The organism is Streptomyces sp. NPDC001617 (genome assembly GCF_053596855.1).
In genome coordinates this window covers 31,773-51,806 of sequence record NZ_JBSFHA010000042.1, presented here as the reverse complement: position 1 = coordinate 51,806, position 20,034 = coordinate 31,773, and the positions used below count along the sequence as shown (strand labels likewise).

The 20,034-nt window shown below is 70.6% G+C and carries 18 protein-coding genes and 1 pseudogene; 9 read left to right on the top strand and 10 right to left on the bottom strand.

Translation table 11 applies throughout. The features are described from left to right. Window positions 1-7: 7 nt before the first annotated feature. Window positions 8-1,273: a cation:proton antiporter domain-containing protein gene (locus ACWC09_RS28650; protein ID WP_450853740.1), complete on the bottom strand. Its 1,266-nt coding sequence runs from the start codon at window positions 1,271-1,273 to the stop codon at window positions 8-10. A 29-nt stretch (window positions 1,274-1,302) separates the two neighbouring features. Beyond that, window positions 1,303-2,019: a formylglycine-generating enzyme family protein gene (locus ACWC09_RS28645; protein ID WP_450853739.1), complete on the bottom strand. Its 717-nt coding sequence runs from the start codon at window positions 2,017-2,019 to the stop codon at window positions 1,303-1,305. Between the two features lie 302 nt (window positions 2,020-2,321). Here ACWC09_RS28645 and ACWC09_RS28640 point away from each other — a divergent pair, with 302 nt between their 5' ends. From ACWC09_RS28640 to ACWC09_RS28630, 3 genes are all read left to right on the top strand, one after another. After that, window positions 2,322-3,548, top strand: a complete 1,227-nt coding sequence (locus ACWC09_RS28640) for a hypothetical protein (RefSeq protein WP_450853738.1) — start codon at window positions 2,322-2,324, stop codon at window positions 3,546-3,548. 54 nt (window positions 3,549-3,602) lie between these two features. Beyond that, entirely contained in the window at window positions 3,603-3,761 is a 159-nt protein-coding gene (locus ACWC09_RS28635) for a hypothetical protein (protein ID WP_450853736.1), read from the top strand. Window positions 3,762-4,012: 251 nt separating this feature from the next. After that, the gene (locus ACWC09_RS28630; RefSeq protein WP_450853734.1) at window positions 4,013-6,409 is read left to right on the top strand and encodes a M4 family metallopeptidase; all 2,397 of its coding nucleotides are present in this window, start codon (window positions 4,013-4,015) and stop codon (window positions 6,407-6,409) included. A gap of 49 nt (window positions 6,410-6,458) precedes the next feature. On the opposite strand, the gene ACWC09_RS28625 is transcribed toward ACWC09_RS28630, so the two are convergent. The 4 genes from ACWC09_RS28625 to ACWC09_RS28610 form a co-directional block, all read right to left on the bottom strand. Continuing rightward, window positions 6,459-7,664 carry a glycoside hydrolase family 64 protein gene (locus ACWC09_RS28625; protein ID WP_450853732.1) on the bottom strand — a complete coding sequence of 402 codons (1,206 nt, stop codon included), beginning with the start codon at window positions 7,662-7,664 and terminating at the stop codon, window positions 6,459-6,461. Between the two features lie 161 nt (window positions 7,665-7,825). Continuing rightward, entirely contained in the window at window positions 7,826-8,581 is a 756-nt protein-coding gene (locus tag ACWC09_RS28620) for a dienelactone hydrolase family protein (protein ID WP_450853730.1), read from the bottom strand. A gap of 121 nt (window positions 8,582-8,702) precedes the next feature. Next, window positions 8,703-9,323 carry an L-threonylcarbamoyladenylate synthase gene (locus ACWC09_RS28615; protein ID WP_450853728.1) on the bottom strand — a complete coding sequence of 207 codons (621 nt, stop codon included), beginning with the start codon at window positions 9,321-9,323 and terminating at the stop codon, window positions 8,703-8,705. A gap of 9 nt (window positions 9,324-9,332) precedes the next feature. Then, on the bottom strand, window positions 9,333-9,863 hold the full coding sequence (locus ACWC09_RS28610; protein ID WP_450853727.1) for an FBP domain-containing protein: 531 nt from the start codon (window positions 9,861-9,863) through the stop codon (window positions 9,333-9,335). A 70-nt stretch (window positions 9,864-9,933) separates the two neighbouring features. Here ACWC09_RS28610 and ACWC09_RS28605 point away from each other — a divergent pair, with 70 nt between their 5' ends. The 3 genes from ACWC09_RS28605 to ACWC09_RS28595 all read left to right on the top strand — a co-directional run bounded on the left by ACWC09_RS28605 (window position 9,934) and on the right by ACWC09_RS28595 (window position 13,334). Next, window positions 9,934-10,512, top strand: a complete 579-nt coding sequence (locus tag ACWC09_RS28605) for a TetR/AcrR family transcriptional regulator (RefSeq protein WP_450853725.1) — start codon at window positions 9,934-9,936, stop codon at window positions 10,510-10,512. Between the two features lie 16 nt (window positions 10,513-10,528). Next, on the top strand, window positions 10,529-11,713 hold the full coding sequence (locus ACWC09_RS28600) for a GDSL-type esterase/lipase family protein (protein ID WP_450853723.1): 1,185 nt from the start codon (window positions 10,529-10,531) through the stop codon (window positions 11,711-11,713). A 103-nt stretch (window positions 11,714-11,816) separates the two neighbouring features. Then, the gene (locus ACWC09_RS28595) at window positions 11,817-13,334 is read left to right on the top strand and encodes a helix-turn-helix domain-containing protein (RefSeq protein ID WP_450853721.1); all 1,518 of its coding nucleotides are present in this window, start codon (window positions 11,817-11,819) and stop codon (window positions 13,332-13,334) included. Window positions 13,335-13,452: 118 nt separating this feature from the next. Here ACWC09_RS28595 and ACWC09_RS28590 read toward each other — a convergent pair whose 3' ends face one another. Continuing rightward, entirely contained in the window at window positions 13,453-14,685 is a 1,233-nt protein-coding gene (locus ACWC09_RS28590) for a cytochrome P450 family protein (RefSeq protein WP_450853719.1), read from the bottom strand. A gap of 131 nt (window positions 14,686-14,816) precedes the next feature. On the opposite strand from ACWC09_RS28590, the gene ACWC09_RS28585 reads away from it, so the two are divergent. The 3 genes from ACWC09_RS28585 to ACWC09_RS28575 all read left to right on the top strand — a co-directional run bounded on the left by ACWC09_RS28585 (window position 14,817) and on the right by ACWC09_RS28575 (window position 17,514). Next, window positions 14,817-16,166 carry a transaminase gene (locus ACWC09_RS28585; protein WP_450853717.1) on the top strand — a complete coding sequence of 450 codons (1,350 nt, stop codon included), beginning with the start codon at window positions 14,817-14,819 and terminating at the stop codon, window positions 16,164-16,166. Between the two features lie 50 nt (window positions 16,167-16,216). Then, window positions 16,217-16,657, top strand: a complete 441-nt coding sequence (locus tag ACWC09_RS28580; RefSeq protein WP_450853715.1) for an Lrp/AsnC family transcriptional regulator — start codon at window positions 16,217-16,219, stop codon at window positions 16,655-16,657. A gap of 89 nt (window positions 16,658-16,746) precedes the next feature. After that, a complete protein-coding gene (locus ACWC09_RS28575) occupies window positions 16,747-17,514 on the top strand; it encodes an alpha/beta fold hydrolase (protein WP_450853713.1) in 768 nt (255 codons plus the stop codon). 12 nt (window positions 17,515-17,526) lie between these two features. On the opposite strand, the gene ACWC09_RS28570 is transcribed toward ACWC09_RS28575, so the two are convergent. The 3 genes and pseudogenes from ACWC09_RS28570 to ACWC09_RS28560 form a co-directional block, all read right to left on the bottom strand. Then, a complete protein-coding gene (locus ACWC09_RS28570) occupies window positions 17,527-18,090 on the bottom strand; it encodes a hemerythrin domain-containing protein (RefSeq protein ID WP_450853711.1) in 564 nt (187 codons plus the stop codon). A 202-nt stretch (window positions 18,091-18,292) separates the two neighbouring features. After that, window positions 18,293-19,057 (bottom strand): annotated as a pseudogene (locus ACWC09_RS28565) (NAD(P)H-binding protein); the annotation flags it as partial. A 118-nt stretch (window positions 19,058-19,175) separates the two neighbouring features. Beyond that, on the bottom strand, window positions 19,176-20,027 hold the full coding sequence (locus tag ACWC09_RS28560) for an aldo/keto reductase (RefSeq protein ID WP_450853709.1): 852 nt from the start codon (window positions 20,025-20,027) through the stop codon (window positions 19,176-19,178). Between the last annotated feature and the right edge of the window lie 7 nt (window positions 20,028-20,034).

The window sequence follows — 20,034 nt, the reverse complement described above, 5'->3', positions numbered from 1 at the left end:
CCGGGTGCTACCGCGCCGTGGGTGAGGGCCCGGCGACTTCCCCTTCGGGCGCCCCCTCACGCAGCCGTGGCCGCGCGGCAGCAGCCTTCCTGTGCCAGGCGCCGTATCGCTCCGCGAGAACGACGGCGGATGTCCCGTGCAGCAGGATGCTCAGGGCGACGGTGACCGCGATCACCCGGCCGAGGAGCTGGACACCCGGCACGTGTTCCTCCACCACGAGCAGTCCGAAGACGACGGAGGCGAGTCCGCGGGGCCCGAACCACCCGATGTAGGCGACGGTGGGAAGGGCCAGGCGGCTGCCGGCCAGGGAGAGCGCGACGGGCAGTATCCGGACCACGGTCAGGCTGAGCACGGCGTAGGTGAGGACCCGCCAGTCGAGGTGCTCCAGTGCCGGACCGAGCAGGACCGCGCCGAACAGCAGGAAGCTCAAGGACGCGAGCAGCTCCGCGAGTTGCTCGGCGAGGACGGCGGTGTGCAGGCTGTCGGCCGGTGCCTCCGCAGTCTTGGCCCGCCGCTGGGAGACACCGAAGGCGAACCCCGCCACCCAGGCCGCGATGAACCCGCTTCCGTCGACGACGACGGCCACCGTGTACGAACCCGCGGCCACCGCCAGGACGAACACCTGTCGCCAGATGTCACCGACCCAGCCCCTCGCGCGCGACCAGGACAACAGCCAGCCACCGAGCCCGCCGACGGCCAGCCCCAGCGCGGTGCTGACCACGAGGGCGCGCCAGAAGACTCCGGCAACTCCCTCCTGAGAGGCGTGGGTCCCGGGCAGAGCCGCGAGGAACAGCACGAAGAAGGGCAACGCCATACCGTCGTTGAGGCCGCTCTCGACGTTCAGGCCGCTGCGCACGAGCGGGGGGACACGCGGGCTGGAGACAGCGGTCTTGCCCAGGGCCGCGTCGGTCGGGGCCAGGATCGTCCCGAGCAGCGCGAGCTCCCACGCGGTCAGCCCCGGCAGCAGGGGCCACGCGAGGAGCCAGCCGGCTCCGATGGTCAACAGCAGCCCGATTCCCAGGAGCCGGCCGGGGAGGAATCCACCGACGCGCAGATCATTGCGGCGTACGGTCATCGCGTCCGTCAGCAGGACGAGTGTCAAGGCGGCTTCGACGAGGGTGAGCACCGGTCCCGTGTCGTTCCCCAGGTCGACAAGGCCGAGCCCGACCGGGCCGATGGCCACGCCGAAGCCGGCGAAGACCATGGGTGCCGACACGGCGGTCGTGGCCAGCCGCCGGGAGACGAGTGCGTAGCCTGCCGTGACGGCGGCCATGGCAGCCCCGGCCCATGTACTGCCGCCACTCACCGCGACCGCGCCGGTGTGTTGTCGCGGGTACAGCGGAAGCCCTGGTTGCCGGTGCTGCTGTCGGGTGTACTGGAGCTGCGGGCGGCGACGCGGTAGCGGCGGCAGTACGACGCGTGGCACAGATAGGACCCGCCGCGGATCACCCGCTGCACGCCGAACGACGGGCCGCGCGGTCCGTCCTGCGGGCCGTATGGGTAGTAGGCGGGCGAGTACCAGTCCGCGCACCATTCCCAGACGTTGCCGCACATGTTGTGCGGGCCGTGGCCGTTGGGCGGGTACGTGGTCACCGGCGCCGTTCCGTACCAGCCGTCCGCGCGGGTGTTGTGGTCGGGAAAGGTGCCCTGCCACACGTTCATCCGGTGCTCGCCGCCGGGCTCCAGCTCATCGCCCCAGGGGAACATCGCCTGTTCGAGGCCGCCACGGGCGGCGTACTCCCACTCCGCCTCGGTCGGCAGCCGTTTGCCCGCCCAGGCGGCGTAGGCGGTGGCGTCCCAGAAGGGCGCGAGCCGGACCGGATGCACGGGGCCCTCTCCGTCCCCGGGTACCACCCAGTCGTCCTCCGCGGCCATCAGAAACGCACCGCCGGGAAGGTGCACCATGCCGACCGCCCACGCGTCCGCCGACGGCGTGGAGGGAGCGCCCACGGTCACGCGCGGCGGTGGTTCGCCTCGGGACGGGGTGCAGCACCGTCTGACTGACTCGTTTTCCGGCATCCAGTACCAATCGGGATGGAATGCGTCGACCTGCACATGATCGGACTCCGTCACGTCCGTGCCCGGCATCGACACGACCTCCGACCAGGGCGCCGGAGGATCCCGGGGGCACCCCGGATGGCGCACCCCGGGATGCCGCATCCGCAGTGGTCGGGGGGAATGGACCCAACGGCAGCCACGACAGGCCGCGCCTCAATCCTGGAGGACGGATGACCAGCCCGCGGGAACCAGCGCCGGATGCTGCCCAGCAGAGTCCACCGGCCGGTGGCACATCGCACCCGGCCGGGCGGATCGTGCGGAAGGTGGCCTCGGCGGTTCTGATCGTCCTCGCGTGCGTCCTGGTCCCGGTGTCGGTACTGACCGTGTGGGTGCACGACATCGCCCTCGACACGGACCGTTATGTCGAGACCGTCGGACCGCTCGCCTCCAACCCCGCGATCGAGGATGCCGCGCGCAACCGCATCGTCCAGGCCGTCGACGTACGGGTCGACGGCAAGCGGGTCACCGCCGAGCTCGCGGCCTGGCTGCAGTCGCAGGGGCTGCCGCCCGCAGCGGCCCAGGCGGTGAAGGGGCTGGCCCCCCAGCTGAACGCGGCCGTGAACAGCGCCGCGGACAAGGTGGCGACACGCTTCGTCCAGAGCAACCGGTTCGAGAAGGTGTGGACCAACGCCAACCGGGCCGCCCACGCGGCCGTCGTGCACGCCCTGACCGGAAAGGGACGCGGGGCGATCGGCGTCGACGAGGGCACCGTGACCCTGGATGTCGGCGCCGCGGTCGACCGGGTCAAGCAGGAGCTCGTCGACGCCGGTGTGACCCCGGCGTCGCACATCCCGGACGTCAACAAGCAGATGGTTCTCTTCAAGTCCGACAAGCTCAAGCGGATTCAGGGAGCAGCGCACGCCCTCGACGTGGTCGGCACCTGGTTGCCGGTGCTGACGGTGGTCATCGCAGCGGCAGGTGTACTCCTCGCGTACCGGCGCAGACGCGCTCTGGTGAAGACCGCTCTGGGGGCCGCGGCGGCGGCCCTGATCGTCGTCATCGGCCTTGTCGTCGCCCGCCACTACTACCTGGACCACCTGCCCCCGCAGGTGCAGTCGGAGGCGGCCGCGGCAGCGGTCTTCGACCAACTCCTGCACTTCCTGCGGGTCACCCTGCGCACCGTGATCGTGCTCGGCGTGGTCGTCGCCCTCGGCGCCTATTTCGTCGGGCCGGGCCGGTTGGCGCGTGCCGCACGGTCCACCTCCGAACGCGCCGCGGACTCCGTGGCACGGTGGGCGGACACCCACGAGATCCGCACCGGTCGCGCGGGCACCTGGACGGCCGACAACCGGCGTTGGCTCACGATCGGCGTCCTGCTGCTCCTGGCCCTGTGGTTCGCCCTGTGGAACCACCCCACGGTCCTGACGGTGCTGTTGCTCGTGCTGATCCTCCTGGCGGCGCTGGCTCTGATCGCCCTGGTGGCGGCGACCGGCCGCAGGGCACGGACAGCGGGACCTGCGGCGCCCGCGCACCCGGGATCCGGCCGGTGAACGGGTGCTGACAGGTTCGAGCCCGACGGCTCCCCGGCCGCCCCACTGGCCTGCGTGACCTGCACGATCTCCGCCCCGGTCGTCGTCTCCCCGCAGACGGCGGACCACGGCTCGGGCCTGCTCGGTGTCGAGGACGAAGCCGAGGACGCGGATCGGCGTCAGGCCGACCGGGCTCGCCACGAACTGCAGCCTCGGGAATCCTCGCGGTCATGATGTGACCGGCTCGACGGCCGGCTCAGAGGCGTTCCGCCCTGTCGGCAGCCGCACAGAGGGATAACCCTCGATTAGCACAGACACAGCTGACATGCCCCGGTCAACGTGCCATTCTCCCCCCAACTGCCGCACACACCCCCCACGTTCTCGTCACACAGACGGTCCCGCACAGCTCGGCTCGTCCCGGACAGCAGACCCGGCTGTCCGGCTGGCACCGGCCGCCCCACGCGGCCAACGCAGTAGGAGAACGAGTGAGACGCATCCCCCGCAAGCGGACCGCGGTAGGAGCCCTGCTCTCCACCGCCGCCTTCCTCGCCGTCGGCATCCAGTCGGTTCCGGCCAGCGCCAAACCCGCCGCGCCCCATCCAAGCACCCTGCGCACCGGGGGACTTGAGGCGAAGCTGAGCCCGGCGCAGCATTCCGCACTCATCAAGAGCGCGCAGCAGAAGACCGCCGCGACAGCCCGCACGATCGGCCTCGGCGCCAAGGAGAAGCTGATCGTCAAGGATGTCGTCAAGGACAACGACGGCACCCTGCACACGCGTTACGAGCGCACCTACGCCGGCCTCCCCGTCCTCGGCGGCGACCTGGTGGTGCACACCCCGCCCGCCTCTCTCGCGGCCGGCACGGTGAGCACGACCTTCAACAACAAGCACACCGTCAAGGTCGCCTCCACCACCGCGGCCTTCGCCAAGTCGGCCGCAGAGACGAAGGCGTTGAAGACCGCCAAGGCCCTCCACGCCAAGCAGTCCAAGGCGGACAGTGTCCGCAAGGTCATCTGGGCCGGTACCGGCACCCCGAAACTCGCCTGGGAGACCGTCATCGGCGGCCTCCAGGACGACGGCACGCCCAGCAAGCTGCACGTCATCACCGACGCCACCACCGGCAAGGAGCTCCACCGCTATCAGGCGGTCGAGACGGGCACCGGCAACACCCAGTACAGCGGCACGGTCAGCCTCAGCACCACGCTGTCGGGGTCGACGTACCAGCTGTACGACACCACCCGCGGCGGCCACAAGACGTACAACCTCAACAACGGCACCTCGGGCACCGGCACCCTGATGACGGACTCCGACGACGTCTGGGGCACCGGTTCCGGCTCCAACACCCAGACCGCGGGCGCCGACGCCGCCTACGGCGCCCAGGAGACCTGGGACTTCTACAAGAACACCTTCGGCCGCAGCGGCATCAAGAACGACGGCGTCGCGGCCTACTCACGCGTCCACTACAGCTCGGCGTACGTCAACGCCTTCTGGGACGACAGCTGCTTCTGCATGACCTACGGCGACGGCTCCGGCGGCACCCACGCCCTGACCTCGCTGGACGTCGCCGGCCACGAGATGAGCCACGGCGTCACCTCCAACACGGCGGGCCTCGACTACTCCGGTGAGTCGGGCGGGTTGAACGAGGCGACCTCCGACATCTTCGGCACCGGTGTGGAGTTCTACGCCGCCAACTCCACCGACGTCGGCGACTACCTCATCGGCGAGAAGATCGACATCAACGGCGACGGCACGCCGCTGCGCTACATGGACAAGCCCAGCAAGGACGGCTCCTCCGCGGACAGTTGGTACTCCGGCGTCGGCAACCTCGACGTGCACTACTCCTCCGGCCCCGCCAACCACATGTTCTACCTGCTCTCCGAGGGCAGCGGCTCCAAGACCATCAACGGCGTCACCTACGACAGCCCGACCTCCGACGGCGTCGCCGTCGCCGGCATCGGCCGCGCCGCGGCCCTGCAGATCTGGTACAAGGCGCTGACGACGTACATGACGTCCAGCACCGACTACGCCGGAGCCCGCACCGCCGCCCTGAACGCCGCCGCAGCGCTCTACGGCACCAGCTCCGCCCAGTACGCCGGGGTCGGCAACGCGTTCGCGGGCATCAACGTCGGCAGCCACATCACCGTGCCGACCAGCGGTGTCACGGTCACCAACCCGGGCAGCCAGTCCTCCACCGTCGGCACCGCCGTGAGCCTGCAGATCTCGGCGAGCAGCACCAACAGCGGCTCCCTGACCTACGCCGCGACCGGACTGCCCACGGGCTTGTCGATCAGCAGCTCCACCGGCGTGATCTCCGGTACGCCGACGACGGCCGGCACGTACAGCAGCACCGTCACGGTGACCGACTCGACCGGCGCCACCGGCACGGCCTCCTTCACCTGGACGGTCAGCTCCAGCGGAGGCGGCGGCACCTGCACCTCGGCCCAACTCCTGGGCAACCAGGGCTTCGAGTCGGGCAACACCACCTGGACCGCGTCCAGCGGGGTCATCACCAACTCCAGCAGCGAGAGCGCGCACGCGGGCTCGTACTACGCCTGGCTGGACGGGTACGGCTCGACCCACACCGACACGCTCTCCCAGTCGGTGACCATCCCGAGCGGCTGCAAGGCGACGCTCACCTTCTATCTGCACATCGACACCGCGGAGACCACCACCAGCACCGCGTACGACAAGCTGACGGTCACCGCCGGTTCGACCACCCTGGCGACGTACTCGAACCTCAACGCCGCCTCCGGCTACACCCAGAAGTCCTTCGACCTGTCGTCCCTGGCAGGCTCGACCGTCACCCTCAAGTTCTCCGGTGTCGAGGACTCCTCGCTCCAGACCAGCTTCGTCGTGGACGACACCGCCCTGACGACCAGCTGACCACCCCGCACGAAAAGGGCCTCACCCCGCGGGGTGAGGCCCTTCGGCGTCAGCTGAACGGGTCGAGCGTCAGATACGCCTGCTGCGGACTGCCGTCCTGGACGAGCGACTCCTGGTTGCCGACGTCGTCGAAGGCGAACGCGTACGCCTTGCCGTCGGCCATCTGCGCGTGGATCGCGCGGGCGTACTGGTTGGTCACCGCGTCCTGGTAGAAGTTCACCGAGGACGTGTCCGGCTGGTCGGCGTTGACCAGCAGCGTGGTGCGGTTGAAGCCCGCGCACAGCGTGCGGGAAATCGGGCCGCGCACCTGGTCGTTGGGGGCGTCGAGCAACTTGTGGCAGCCGAACACGCTGTCCGCGTCCGGCTTCTGGAAGCTGGTGACGACCGCTCCGGAACTGTTCGTGAAGTTCATGACATCACCGGACACCCGCCCGAAGTACTTGGTGTTCGGCTGGTCGCCGAACGGCGTCACGGTCAGCGTCGCCGACGCGTACTTCTGCCAGACGCGGTTGATGTAGTCGTCCATCACGGACGCGGGCAGGGCGCCCGACTCCAGGCCGTGCCCCGGCGCCAGTGCCCGCAGCACCGTACCGTCGGACCGGGTCTGGATCAGCCCGGCCCACCCGCCCGACCGGCCGCGCAGGTCGGTCAACACACCGTTGTAGCCTCCCGACTTGAGGTGCCCGGTGGTGAGCGTGGTCCCGTCCGCCCGCTGCACACCGACCGCGTAGGGCGCGGAGAACATGTCGACCTGCGTGCTGTTGAGCCACAGACCGGAGTCATTGAGTGTGTACTCCGACCAGTTGAACAGGATGTCGTGGTTCGGGTCGCTCGGGTTCTGCACGGCGGGCTGGACGAGACCGCCGGTGGTCAGCTTGAAGACGAGCTTCTGCCCGTACGAGAAGTAGATCCGCCCGGAGAACTTGGGGATCCGGATCGTCGTCGACTGCCCGGCCGCGGGCCCCGCGATGGACGCGTCCGGCGCGGGCGTCGGCGGGTTGCCGCCGGCCGGCCATGCGTGGAAGGTGCCGTTCGCGTCCGCCCAGCCCTGCTGTCCCGTCGAGAGCAGGGTGCCGATGGTGTACACGTAGACCGCGTCGCCGCGGCCCGAGTTGTTGGTCACCTTCAGCGGAATCGTTTCGGGCACCGCCGCCTTGGCGGACGAGGGTGCCTGGATGGCGATCACCGCGGCGATCAGCGCGGCTGCGGCTGCGGCTGTGGGGGCCGGCAGCCGGCGAGGGAGCTTGTGGCGCACGCTCCACCTCCGTGTGTGGGGTCACTCGAGGGGATTGGTCCGTACCTCTTCTGAGAGCGCTCTCAAACTGGCACCGGGGTTGCGTGCATGTCAATAAGCGGGACAGGGTGGAAACGAAAGGCGCCCGCGGGCCACAACCCACGGGCGTCTTCGGCGACTTGTCAGAAGGTCCGCTCCAGCAGGTCGAGCAGCACCGCCCAGTGCCGCTCGTCGCCCTCCTTCTGGTAGGCGGCCGTGTCCGCCTGCGTGAATCCGTGGTGCGCGCCCGGGTAGACCTCGCAGCGGTGCCGTACGCCCGCCGCCGTCAGGGTCTCCTCCAGCAGCTGCTGCTGCTCGGGCGGCATCGACGGGTCCTCGTCGGCGTGAGCGAAGTACAGCTCGGCGGTGACCTTCTCCGCCACCAGGTGCGGGCTGTCCGGCGTGTCCGCCGCCAGCCGCGCGCCGTGGAAACCGGCCGCCGCGGCGACCCGGTCCGGATAGGTGCCGGCGGTGAACAGGGCCAGCCGGGCACCCATGCAGTAGCCGGTCAGTGCGACCGGGCCGTCCGTGACAAGGGGGGAGTCGGCCAGCCACTGGAGGTAGGCGCCTGCGTCCCGCATGGCGAGCTCGGGGGTGAGCGTCTGCATCACCGGACCGATCTGTCGGAAGATCTCCGGCCGGGCCGACGGATCGATGAACTCGGGCAGGTCGAAGACCGGTGTGCGCCTGTGCCGGTAGAAGACGTTCGGCACCAGGACCGTGTAGCCCGCGGCCGCGAGCCGGTCTGCCATCGACTTCAGGTGCGGACGAATTCCGAAGGCGTCCTGGTAGAGCAGGACGCCGGGGCGGGGGAGGCCGTCATCGGGATGCGCCAGGTAGGCGTCGGCGACGCCGTCCTCGGTGGTGATGTCGACGGCTGTTCCCTGTACGGAGGCCATGGGGGACTACCTCTCTGCGCGCTCGGCGCCGGCGAACTCCGCGGCCCGACGGGCCGGGTGGGATCATCGTTGCACGCGCCATCGACCCGGCCGGCACGACCCCCGGCCCAAGCGGAACGGCTCATTCGAACCGCGTGGTGTCCCCGGCACCCCGCCGTACGATCTCCGCCTCGCCGCCCGAGAAGTCGATGACCGTCGTCGGCTCGGTGCCGCACTCCCCGGAATCGACCACCGCGTCCAGGACATGGTCCAGCCGGTCCTTGATCTCCCAGCCCTGCGTCATCGGCTCCTCCTCGTCGGGCAGGAGCAGCGTGCTGGACAGCAGCGGCTCACCCAACTCGGCGAGCAGGGCCTGGGTGACGACATGATCGGGGATGCGGACGCCGACCGTCTTCTTCTTCGGGTGCTGCAGCATCCGCGGCACCTCCTTGGTCGCCGGCAGGATGAAGGTGTAACTGCCGGGCGTCGACGCCTTGATCGCGCGGAACACGTCCTTGTCGACCCGCACGAACTGCCCGAGCTGGGCGAAGTCCTGGCACACGAGAGTGAAGTGGTGCCGGTCGTCCAGGTGACGGATGGTCCTGATCCGCTCGATGCCGTCACGGCTGCCCAGCCGGCAGCCGAGCGCGTAGCAGGAGTCGGTGGGATACGCGATGAGCGCGTCCGACCGGATGCTCTCCGCGATCTGCGAGATGGTGCGCGGCTGGGGGTTGTCGGGGTGAACGTCGAAGTACTTCGCCATTGGCCGAGCTTATGCCGTGGTCACCTTGGCGACGAACGCGGCGAGGTTCGCCACGGTGCGCCGGATCTTCTCCTCCAGCGTGATGGTCTCGTGCAGCCGCCCGCCGACGCCCGCGTCCTTCTTGCCCCGGACGTACAGCGAGCAGGCGAGGTCGCTGCACATGTACGCGCCGACCGAGTTGCCCTGCTGTCCGGCCTTCCCCGCCTTCGGCGCGACCATCAGGCAGACGCCACCGATGGGGGTCCCCCCGCTCGAGCGAAGCCGAGAGTGGGGGAGGGTGGTCAGACACATCGAGCACATGCTGCGCCGCGTCTGCCAGGACCCGGCGGGGGAGCTGCGGAGCTGGACGGCCCGGGGGAGGCCGTCCAGCTCCACCACGAGGTAGGCCCGGTCGGGCGCCTGAGGATCGCGCCAGCCGAGGCAGTCCAGATCCTCCCAGGGCCGGTCGGCCAGATCGCGCGGGATGTGCAGCCGCTTCGCCTCGCCCTTGGTGCAGTTCACGAAGGCGGCGCGGATTTCTTGCTCGGTCAGCGGTTCCATAAGGCCACGCTAATTTGCCTAAAGGCTTTAGGCAAATGCATAATTAGTTCAGGCAAGTGAGAGGGTCGTCATGGCACGCGTAGGGCTGACCACGGAACGTGTGGTCCGGGCAGGGGCGGAGCTGGCCGACGAGGTGGGCTTCGACCAGGTGACCGTCTCGGAGGTCGCCAGACGCTTCGACGTCAAGGTCGCGAGCCTGTACTCGCACGTGAAGAACTCCCAGGACCTCAGGACCCGCATCGCCCTGTTCGCACTGGAGGAACTCGCCGACCGGGCCGCCGACGCCCTCGCCGGACGGGCCGGCAAGGACGCCCTGGTCGCCTTCGCCAACGCCTACCGCGACTACAGCCGGGAACACCCCGGCCGCGCGACCGCGGCCCGGTCCCGGCTGGACCCCGAGACGGCCGCCGTGAGCGCGGGCGTCCGGCACGCCCAGATGACCCGGGCGATCCTGCGCGGCTACGACCTCACGGAGCCGGACCAGACCCACGCCGTACGCCTGTTGGGCAGTGTCTTCCACGGCTACTCGAGCCTGGAGCTGGCCGGCGGCTTCAGCCACAGCTCCCCCGACTCCGAGGAGAGCTGGACCCGGATCCTGGACGCCCTCGACGCCTTGCTGCGCAACTGGCCCGCCACCCCCACCCCTTGACCGACAGGCAGAGGACATGGACACCGAGCACGACTGGATCACCACGCCCCTCACCGCCGACCTGCTGCGCGGCGCCCTCGATGTCGAGCGCACCGACCGCGGTCTGCTGCCGCACCGGCTGCCCGCACGGGCCCGAGCCCAGTGCGACGACGGGCAGCTGGCCATGGCCGAGGCCCAGCCCTCCGGCGTACGGCTGGTGTTGCGCACCCGTGCCACCGCTGTCGAGCTCGACACGGTGCCCGTCAAGCGCGTCTATGTCGGTGCTCCACTGCGCCCCGACGGGGTGTACGACCTCCTCGTCGACGGCCGCCCGGCCGGTCAGGGCGTCGTGAAGGGCGGCGACACGGCGACCGTCGACCTGACGACCGGGGCCACCGAACTCCGACGCGGCACACCCGGCACGCTCCGCTTCACCGGCCTGCCCGAGGGCCGCAAGGACATCGAGATCTGGCTCCCGCACAACGAGATCACCGAACTCGTCGCCCTGCGCACCGACGCCCCCGTCGAACCCGCACCGGAGGGCGGCCGCAAGGTCTGGCTGCACCACGGCAGTTCGATCAGCCATGGCTCCGACGCCGCGAGCCCCACCTCCACCTGGCCCGCGCTCGCCGCCTTCCTCGCCGGAGTCGAACTGATCAACCTCGGCCTGGCCGGCAGCGCCCTGCTCGACCCGTTCACCGCCCGCACCCTGCGCGACACCCCCGCCGACCTGATCAGCGTCAAACTCGGCATCAACGTGGTCAACACCGACCTGATGCGCCTGCGCGCCTTCGGCCCCGCCGTCCACGGCTTCCTCGACACCATCCGCGAAGGCCACCCGACCACGCCCCTGCTGGTCGTCTCACCCATCCTGTGTCCCCTCCACGAGGACACCCCCGGCCCCACGGCCTGGGACCTCGGCGCCATCGCCGAGGGCCGGCTGCGCTTCAGGGCCATGGGCGACCCGGCGGACCGCGTGAGCGGAAAACTGACCCTGAACGTCATACGCGAGCAACTGTCCCGGATCGTGAAGCAGCGCTCCGCCGACGACCCGAACCTGTACTACCTCGACGGCCGCATCCTCTACGGCGAGGCCGACAGCGCCGAACTGCCGCTCCCCGACGACCTTCACCCGGACGCCGCCACCCACCGCCGCATCGGCGAACGCTTCGCCGAGCTGGCCTTCACGAAGGGCGGCGCCTTCGCCGACCCAGACGCCTGACCCTGCGTTCAGCAGGGCCGTAGTCGTACGACCCTCGGGCACTCGTGAGGTAACGTCCCCGCGACACGCCGAGGTCGATGCGATGCACGAGGAGAAGGCCGAGATGGCTGGCCGAACGGACGGGGCCCGTCCCACGCAGGTGACGGGCGCCGACAACCCGACGTGGGCACAGGAACTGCTCGAGCAACTGCGGCCCACCGGGCGTGACGTGCGCCGGGTCGTCCTCTGGCTCGCGGACGCCGTGCACGGCACCGCCTGCCTCCAGGACGAGACCGGCACGCTGCTGGCCGGCACCCGGATCCCGCTCGACGACGACCTCGTCGCCGACATCACCACCGGCCGGATCGCCTCCGCCGCGTGGGACGACACGGGCCGCCACCTGCGCCTGGTCGGTGTGGGGCAGCCGCGGCCGGGCGCGGCCGCCGTGCTGGCCGCGGCCCGCGAGACCCCCTTCGACCGGCGGACCTCCGACATCGTCACCCACACCGCGCAGGTGGTCGAGCTCCTGCTCAGGGCACGCGAGACGACCGAGGCCGCCTGTCGGCTCGAACGGGCCACGTCCGACCTGCGCCTGGCCATCCTGCAACTGCTGATGGTGGAGGACACGGTCGCCGCCCGCCGGGTCGCCGCGGGCCTCTGGCCAGGCCTGCTCGACACCGACAGTGCCTGCGTCTACGTCCTCGAAGGCTGCGTCGAGGACCGCGACCGCATCGCCGAGGAGTGCCTCGACGCGACGGGGGAGCGGGCCCTGGTCGTACGCTGCCCCGCCGTGGACGCGCACGTCATCGTCGTCACTCCGCGCGACGCGGCCGCCGACGCCCTGCGCTCGCTGATCGGCCGACGGCCCGGCACCCTCCTCGGCGGCAGCGCCCCGCACAGCCTCGCCCGGACCGCCACCGCGTACGGACAGGCCGTCAGCGCCCTCGCCGTCGCCCGCTTCCGCCCCGACAAACAGGCCGTCTACGCCGAACGCACGCGCCCCGAACGCCTGATGGACCCGGCCGCCCTGCGCGGCTGGACCGCCCAGCTGCTGCACCCGCTCGACACCCTGGCGCACCACACCCGCGCCGAACTCCTCGCCACCTCCCGGCTCGGCCTGGAGTTCACCGCCGTCAACGCGGCCAAGATCCTCGGCGTCAGCCGCAACACCGTCCGCGCCCGCATGGAGCGCGTCGAGACCCTGCTCCGGACGGACTTCTCCGACCTCACCGCCCGCGCCGTCGTCCACCTCGCGCTCAACACCCAGATAGGCCTGGCCGACGACGCCCCCGACCCCGTCCAGGCCGGCCTCGGCGACCTGCTGGCCGGCCCCGCCCTGCGCGCCTGGGCCCACGACCTGCTCGCCCGCCTGGACGCCGACGCCCGCGACCTGCGCCGCACCCTGCGGACCTGGATCGCCGCCGGAGGCAATGCCGAACGCGCCGCCCAGACCCTCGGTATGCACGCCCAGACCGTCCGTGAGCACGTCCGCAGCGCGGAACCCGTCCTGGAACGCCAACTGCTCGCCGCGGGCAGCGACCTCTACGAGGTCGTCCTCGCCCACCTGGCCCTAGGCGACCTCAGCGGGCCCGACCTCGGCCGGTCGAACCGGGACCATCCGGACTCACCTGTGCACGGGTGAGCCCCACGGCCCTCGCAGCGGGCACCGACGCGATACCCAATGGAACCGCAGGTCACGTAAGTTCGACGGACCGCGGGGGCGCGACCGGAACGGGGGACTGGTCGCGCCCCGTGGTGCCTCACGCCCTCAGCCGCACCGGCACCTCCTGCCAGCCGAACGCGATGAACGACGGCACCTGCCGCAACTCGTCCTCGCCGACGGCCAGGCGCAGCCCGGGAAAGCGCCCGAAGAGGGCCGGCAGCGCGGTGAGCGCCTCCAGCCGGGCCAGCGGCGCCCCGATGCACCGGTGCACACCGATGCCGAACGCCAGATGGTCGTCGGCCCCGCGCGCCGCGTCGAAGTCGCCCGCGTCCGCCCCGTAGTGCTCCGGATCGAGGCCCGCGGCGGCGAAGGTGGTGATGACGGCGTCGCCCGCCGGGATCGTGACCCCGGCGACCTCGATGTCACTCACCGCGAACCGCAGCGGCAGCGAGGCGATGGACGGCTGCACCCGCAGCGTCTCGTCGACGACCGCCTCCCACCCGATCTCCCCGGCCCGCACGGCCGCCAACTGCGCTGGACGCCGCAACAGAGCGACCACGGCGTTCCCGATGAGGTTCACCGTCGTCTCGAACCCCGCACCGATGACCAGCAACAGCGTGTACAGCAGCTCCTCGTCGCCCAGCCGGTCGCCGCCCTCGTCCCGCACCCGGATCAGCTCGGTCGTCAGATCGTCCCCGGGATGCTCGCTGCGATGCGCGATGAGTGCGGGCAGCACCGTGCCGATCTGTTGCTGCACGAAGGCGGCATGTTCCGGGCTGGGATCGGAGGTGTCCATGATGGCCGCGATCAGCCGGGCCGTGTCGTCGGTCAACTCGTCGGGCACGCCGAACAGTTCGCAGATGAGCCGCATCGGCAGAGGGTGCGCGAGCAGAGCGCGTACGTCCACGACCTCGCCGCCCGCTCCGGCCGCGGCCAAGCGGTCCAGCAGCTCCGCGGTGATCGCCTCCACCCGTGGCCGCATGGCCTCGGTGCGCCGGTGCGTGAAGCTCGGCGCCACCAGCCTGCGCAGCCGGGCATGGTCGGCGCCGTAGGTCGAGAGCATGTTGACGACCCCGACCCAGCCCAGGATCCAGCCCCAGGAGGGGTGTTCACCGAGCTCGGGCCACAACTTCCAGTGCAGCCGCGGGTCCTTGCTCACCCGCGGATCGAGGATCAGCCCCTTGAGGGTGTCATAGCCGGTCGGCGCCCAGGCGGGTATCCGGCCCGGCAACTCGACGGGCACGATCGGACCGAGCGCCCGCAGCCGCGCGCTCTCGCCCGCGATGTCGGCGCCGAAAGGGTCTAAGACGATGCGGTCGGTCATGGTCATGACGGCACGCTACAGTGCACACGAATCGATTGTAGCGACACGCGATTCCGCTTTCTGTGCTTGTGCTAGTCGCTGTTTCAGTCGTATGGTCCATCCATTCGATCGCATCACGCCACGTACCGAGGTGACCCATGGACCGCTCCCGCCTGCAGGACCTGCTGGCCCGCGAGAGGGCGGAGGCCGTGCGCCGCTGCCCGCGCTCCCGGGACGCCTACGCGCGCGCCGACCACCTCTTCGGGCGGGTGCCGATGACGTGGATGAACAAGACCGCGGGGCCGTTTCCCCGTTACCTGGCCACCGCCCGCGGCGCCCGGGTCACGGACATCGACGGCCATGAGTACGTCGACTTCTGCCTCGGCGACACGGGCGCGATGACCGGCCACTCGCCGGCGCCGGTGGCCGAGGCGGTCCAGCGTCGCTTCGCCGACCTGGGCGGGGCGACCGCGATGCTGCCGACGGAGGACGCCGAGTGGGTCGGCGCGGAACTCACCCGCCGCTTCGGTCTGGCCCGCTGGAGCTTCTCGCTGACGGCGACCGACGCCAACCGCTGGGCGATCCGGCTCGCCCGAGCCGTCACCGGCCGCCCCAAGATCCTCTTCAACAGCTACAGCTACCACGGCAGCGTCGACGAGTCCCTCATCGTGGTCGGCCCCGACGGCGGGGGAGAGGCCCGCCCCGGAAACGTCGGCGCCCCCTGCGACGTCACACTCACCAGCCGGGTCGCCGAGTTCAACGACCTGGAGCAGCTGGAGCGCGAACTCGCCCACGGCGACGTGGCAGCCGTCCTCATGGAACCCGCGCTCACCAACATCGGCATCGTGCTCCCCGAACCCGGCTACCTCGAAGGCGTCCGCGAGCTGACCCGCCGGCACGGCACCCTGCTCGTCAACGACGAGACCCACACCTTCTCGGCCGGCCCGGGCGGCTGCACCGCGGCCTGGGACCTGGAGCCCGACCTGCTCACCATCGGCAAGGCGATCGGCGGCGGCATCCCGGCCGGCGCCTACGGACTGTCCGCCGAACTCGCCGACCGCCTCCTCGACCGCACCGACCTCGACCTCGTCGACATGGGCGGCGTCGGCGGCACCCTGGCCGGCAACGCCCTCTCGGTCGCCGCCATGCGCGCCACCCTCGAACACGTCCTGACCGACGACGCGTTCGCCCACATGTCCAAGCTGTCCGAACGCTTCGAGGCGGGCGTCCACGCCGGCCTGGACGCCCACGCCCTGCCCTGGTCGGTCAGCCGCCTCGGCGCCCGCACCGAGTACCGCTTCGCCTCCCCGGCACCCCGCACCGGCACCGAGTCCGCCGCGGCGGCCGACCCCGACCTGGAGGACTTCCTCCACCTCTACCTGGCCAACCGGGGCATCCTGCTGACCCCGTTCCACAACATGGCCCTCATGAGCCCGGACACCACCGCACAGGACGTCGACACCCACACCGAGGTCTTCGCCGCCGCCCTGACCGAACTGACCGGCTGAGCAGTGCCGATAGGGTCGATGCAGCCGACCGGAGAGGGAGAACCGACACCGTGGACGAGATCGACCGGGCCATCCTGCGCGAACTGCAGACCGACGGCCGTATCGCCTACGCCGACCTCGGCCCCAAGGTCGGCCTGTCCGCGTCGGCGGCGCGGCAGCGCCTCCAGCGGCTGCTGGACTCCAGGGCCGTCCAGGTCGTCGGCGTCACCGACCCGATGGCCATGGGCGGACAGGCCATGGCCCTGCTGGGCATCACCGTGGACGGCGACCCCCGCACGGTCGCCGACGAACTCGCCCGGCGCGACGAGGTCGTCTACTCCGTGCTGACCTCCGGTGGCTTCGACCTGTTCGTCGAAGTGGTCGCCCCCGGCCCGCGCGAACTCCTGGGCTTCGTCAACGACGTCGTACGGCCCGTCGAAGGCGTCCGGCAGATCCAGTCGTTCCCGTACTTCGGCATCCACACCCACCGCTTCCTCTGGGACGTGGGTTGATCGGCCCTCTGTCCTGCCTTCGACGGTGACGGCGACCCCGCGGCCGACTAGCCTACTGGTCGGTAATGGACCGGACCTTGGAGGCAGACATGGCGCAACTCGACATCGAGGGCGCGGTGTTGACGTACGACGACGAAGGCCCCCGCGACGGCGAGGGCGTGCCCCTGGTCTTCGTCCACGGGTGGACGGCCAACCGCCACCGCTGGGACCACCAGATCGCGCACTTCTCGCCGAAACGCCGGGTGATACGGCTGGACCTGCGCGGCCACGGCGACAGCACCGGAGCCGGCGTACGAGCCGTCGACGACCTCGCCCAGGACGTCCTCGCCCTCCTCGACCACCTGAAGGTCGAGCGATGCGTCCTCGTCGGTCACTCCATGGGCGGCATGATCGCCCAGACCGTCACGCTCGCCCGGCCCGACCTCGTCGAACGCCTCGTCCTCGTCGATTCCATCAGCCGCATGGCCTACAGCCGGGGCCGCGGCCTGCTGATGGCGGCCTCCACCCTCGTGCCTTTCAAGCTGTTCGTCGCCACCAACATCCAGCGCGCCTTCGCGCCCGGCTACCCGCGCGAGGAGATCCGCAAGTACATCGAGGCCTCGGCCGCCACGCCCAAGGAAGTGGTCATGACCGACTACGGCGCCATGCGGGCCTTCGACGTCCTCGACCGCGTCGGCGAGATCGAGGCGCCCACCCTGATCGTTCACGGCTACCACGACATCCAGCTCCCGCTGAAGCAGATGCTCCGCATGGCGAAGGCGTACCCGAACGCCGTGGTCCGCATCATCGACGCCGGTCATGAACTCCCGGTGGAGAAGCCGGCGGAGCTGACCGAGGCCCTCGATCGTTTCCTGTGAGCCGCCGTCCCGTCAGTCCAGCTTGCCCCGGCCGCTGAACGTGTCCCGCAGCCGGTCGACCAGGCCCACTCCCGGCGCCAGCAGCTTGTTGGCCGGAGGGGTGGACGGTGCCGAGGGGTGGGGCCGGGTCGGCGCCACCTTCTTGGCCTGGCGGACCTTGTCCCCCAGCTTGTCGAGCGCCTCCGGAGGGCACGCGGCCCGCAGCTTCGGGAAGAGGTTCTCCTCCTCGTCGGCGATGTGCGCACGGACCTCGGCCATCAGCCTGCCGATGAGCCGATCGAACTCGGCGTGGTCCGCCTCGCAGCTCTCCAGGTCCTTCATGATCCGCTCGGCCGTGGAGTGGTCCTCGATCTCCTTGTCCGCGATGCCGTCCCCACCGGCGACGTGCTCGCGCACCGCCGGATAGAGATAGGCCTCCTCGGCGACCGAGTGCCGTACCAGCTCCATCGTGGCCTGGTCGGCGTACACCTTGCGGTCCTTGTCCCCGATCGGCAGCGATTCGATCCGGCCGAACATCTCCTCCACCTCGCGATGGTCGGTCATCAGCTCGTCGATGACGTTCCCGCCGTGCCCCATGCCCTTCACCTCCAGTCAGGAAGCGGCGGTTCCCGGTCCGGATCCGCCACGGAGCCCCGAGTGCCCTGGCCCTGCGCGGGCTAACGCACCCACCGCGATCAGAGCCCCGCCCTGAGTCGGTGACCCCGACCGGATTGCCCGAGGGCAGCGACCCGGACTCCCGCACCGCGGCGGCCAACAGCTCCAGCAGCCCGGCGAGACGCGCGATGCGCTCCTGACCCAGCGCCGCCCACGGCCCTTCGGCGAGCGCATCGGTCCGAGCCTCGACGACGATCCGCCCGACCGTGCCCGCAGCGGTCAACTGCCCGCTCCCGTCGAGCCGGCCACGCTCCCGCAACCCCCGCCCGCCACTCCTCCGCGCCCCGTTTGCACCCCTCCCGCAGGACCGTCGCGTCGGACTCACCGGCGGCCGCCTTGAGCACCATGGCCTGAACGGGGGAGCCTCTGGCCCACCAGCGTGGCGACATGTCAGCAGGCTGCGTACGAGCGTCTCGGTGATCTGGTCGCGGGCGATCCCGCCGTCGGCCGTACCGCCCTGTTCCAGGACGAGACGCCGCTGGGTGGGGCCGGCGTGGTCGAACCAGCCGGGCCGGACGATGGTGTAGGGCAGGCCGCTGGCTCGCAGGAGGCGTTCGGAGCGCCGCTTCCACGGGGTGGCACCGGGGATGTCGCTGCGCGTGGCGTAGATGGAGGTCATGAGTGCCATGCGCGGCTGGGCGCCGTCGAGGGCTTGCAGGATGTTGCGTACGCCGCCGTAGTCGACGTGCGCACGGGCGTCCGGGTGGGAGTCGCCACCGGATCCGTGGGTGAGGACGAGAGCGTCGGCCCCGCCGACCGCGCGCCGCAGGGAGGCGGGGTCCTCGAGGTCGCCCTGTTTCAGTTCGACGCCGAGGAGCAGGTGTTCGGCTCGTCGCAGGCCCCGTACGAGGGCCTTCGGGCGCAGGCCGCGCCGCTCCGCCGCGCGCACGGCGAGCTGTCCGATGCTGCCGGTCGGTGGGTGCTGCCGCGAGAACGCGCGGAAGGGTCCTCTCGGGCGGGTGCCTGAGGGCGCGTCCGGACACCGGCTCCCACCCGAGAAAGTGAGGTCAGCCGTCCAGGCGTCGCGCGCTGAGCCAGTTGACCATGGCCGGGTCGTGGTGGTCGAAGAACAGCGTGCCGCCGGTCTCCAGGGTGGCGACGGAGGCCATCTGGTCGTCGGTGAGGTCGAAGTCGAAGATGTCCAGGTTCTCCGCCATGCGCTCGGGGCGCACCGACTTGGGGATGGCGACGACGCCGCGCTGGGTGAGCCAGCGGAGCGTGACCTGCGCCACCGACTTGCCGTGCTTCTCACCGATCCCGCTCAGGACCGGGTTGGTGAAGAGATCGTTCTTGCCCTCGGCGAACCCGCCCCAGGACTGGATCTGGACCCCGTGCTCGCGCATCAGCTCCTGGTAGTCGGCGCGCTGGAAGAAGGGATGGGTCTCGATCTGGTTGACCGCGGGAGTGACCTCGTTGTTGATGATCAGGTCGAGGAGGCGGTCGGGGTAGAAGTTGGCGACGCCGATCGCCTTGGCGCGGCCCGCGCGGTTCAGGTCCTCCATGGCGCGCCACTGCCCGTACACGTCACCGTAGGGCTGGTGCATCAGGTACAGGTCGAGGTAGTCCAGGCCGAGCTTGTTCAGCGAGGTCTCGAAGGCACGCTTGGTGTTCTCCTCAGCAGGCGCGTCCTGGACGTAGAGCTTGGTGGTGACGAACAGTTCCGCGCGCGGGATGCCGCTCGCCTTGATGGCGCGGCCGACGGCCTCCTCGTTGCCGTACGAGGCGGCGGTGTCGAGCAGCCGGTAACCGGCCGCCAGGGCGTCGGTGACGGCCTGCTCGGTCTCCTCCAGTGGGATCTGGAACACGCCGAAGCCGAGGATCGGCATCTCGACGCCGTTGTTGAGGGTGACGTTCTGCATGGGGATT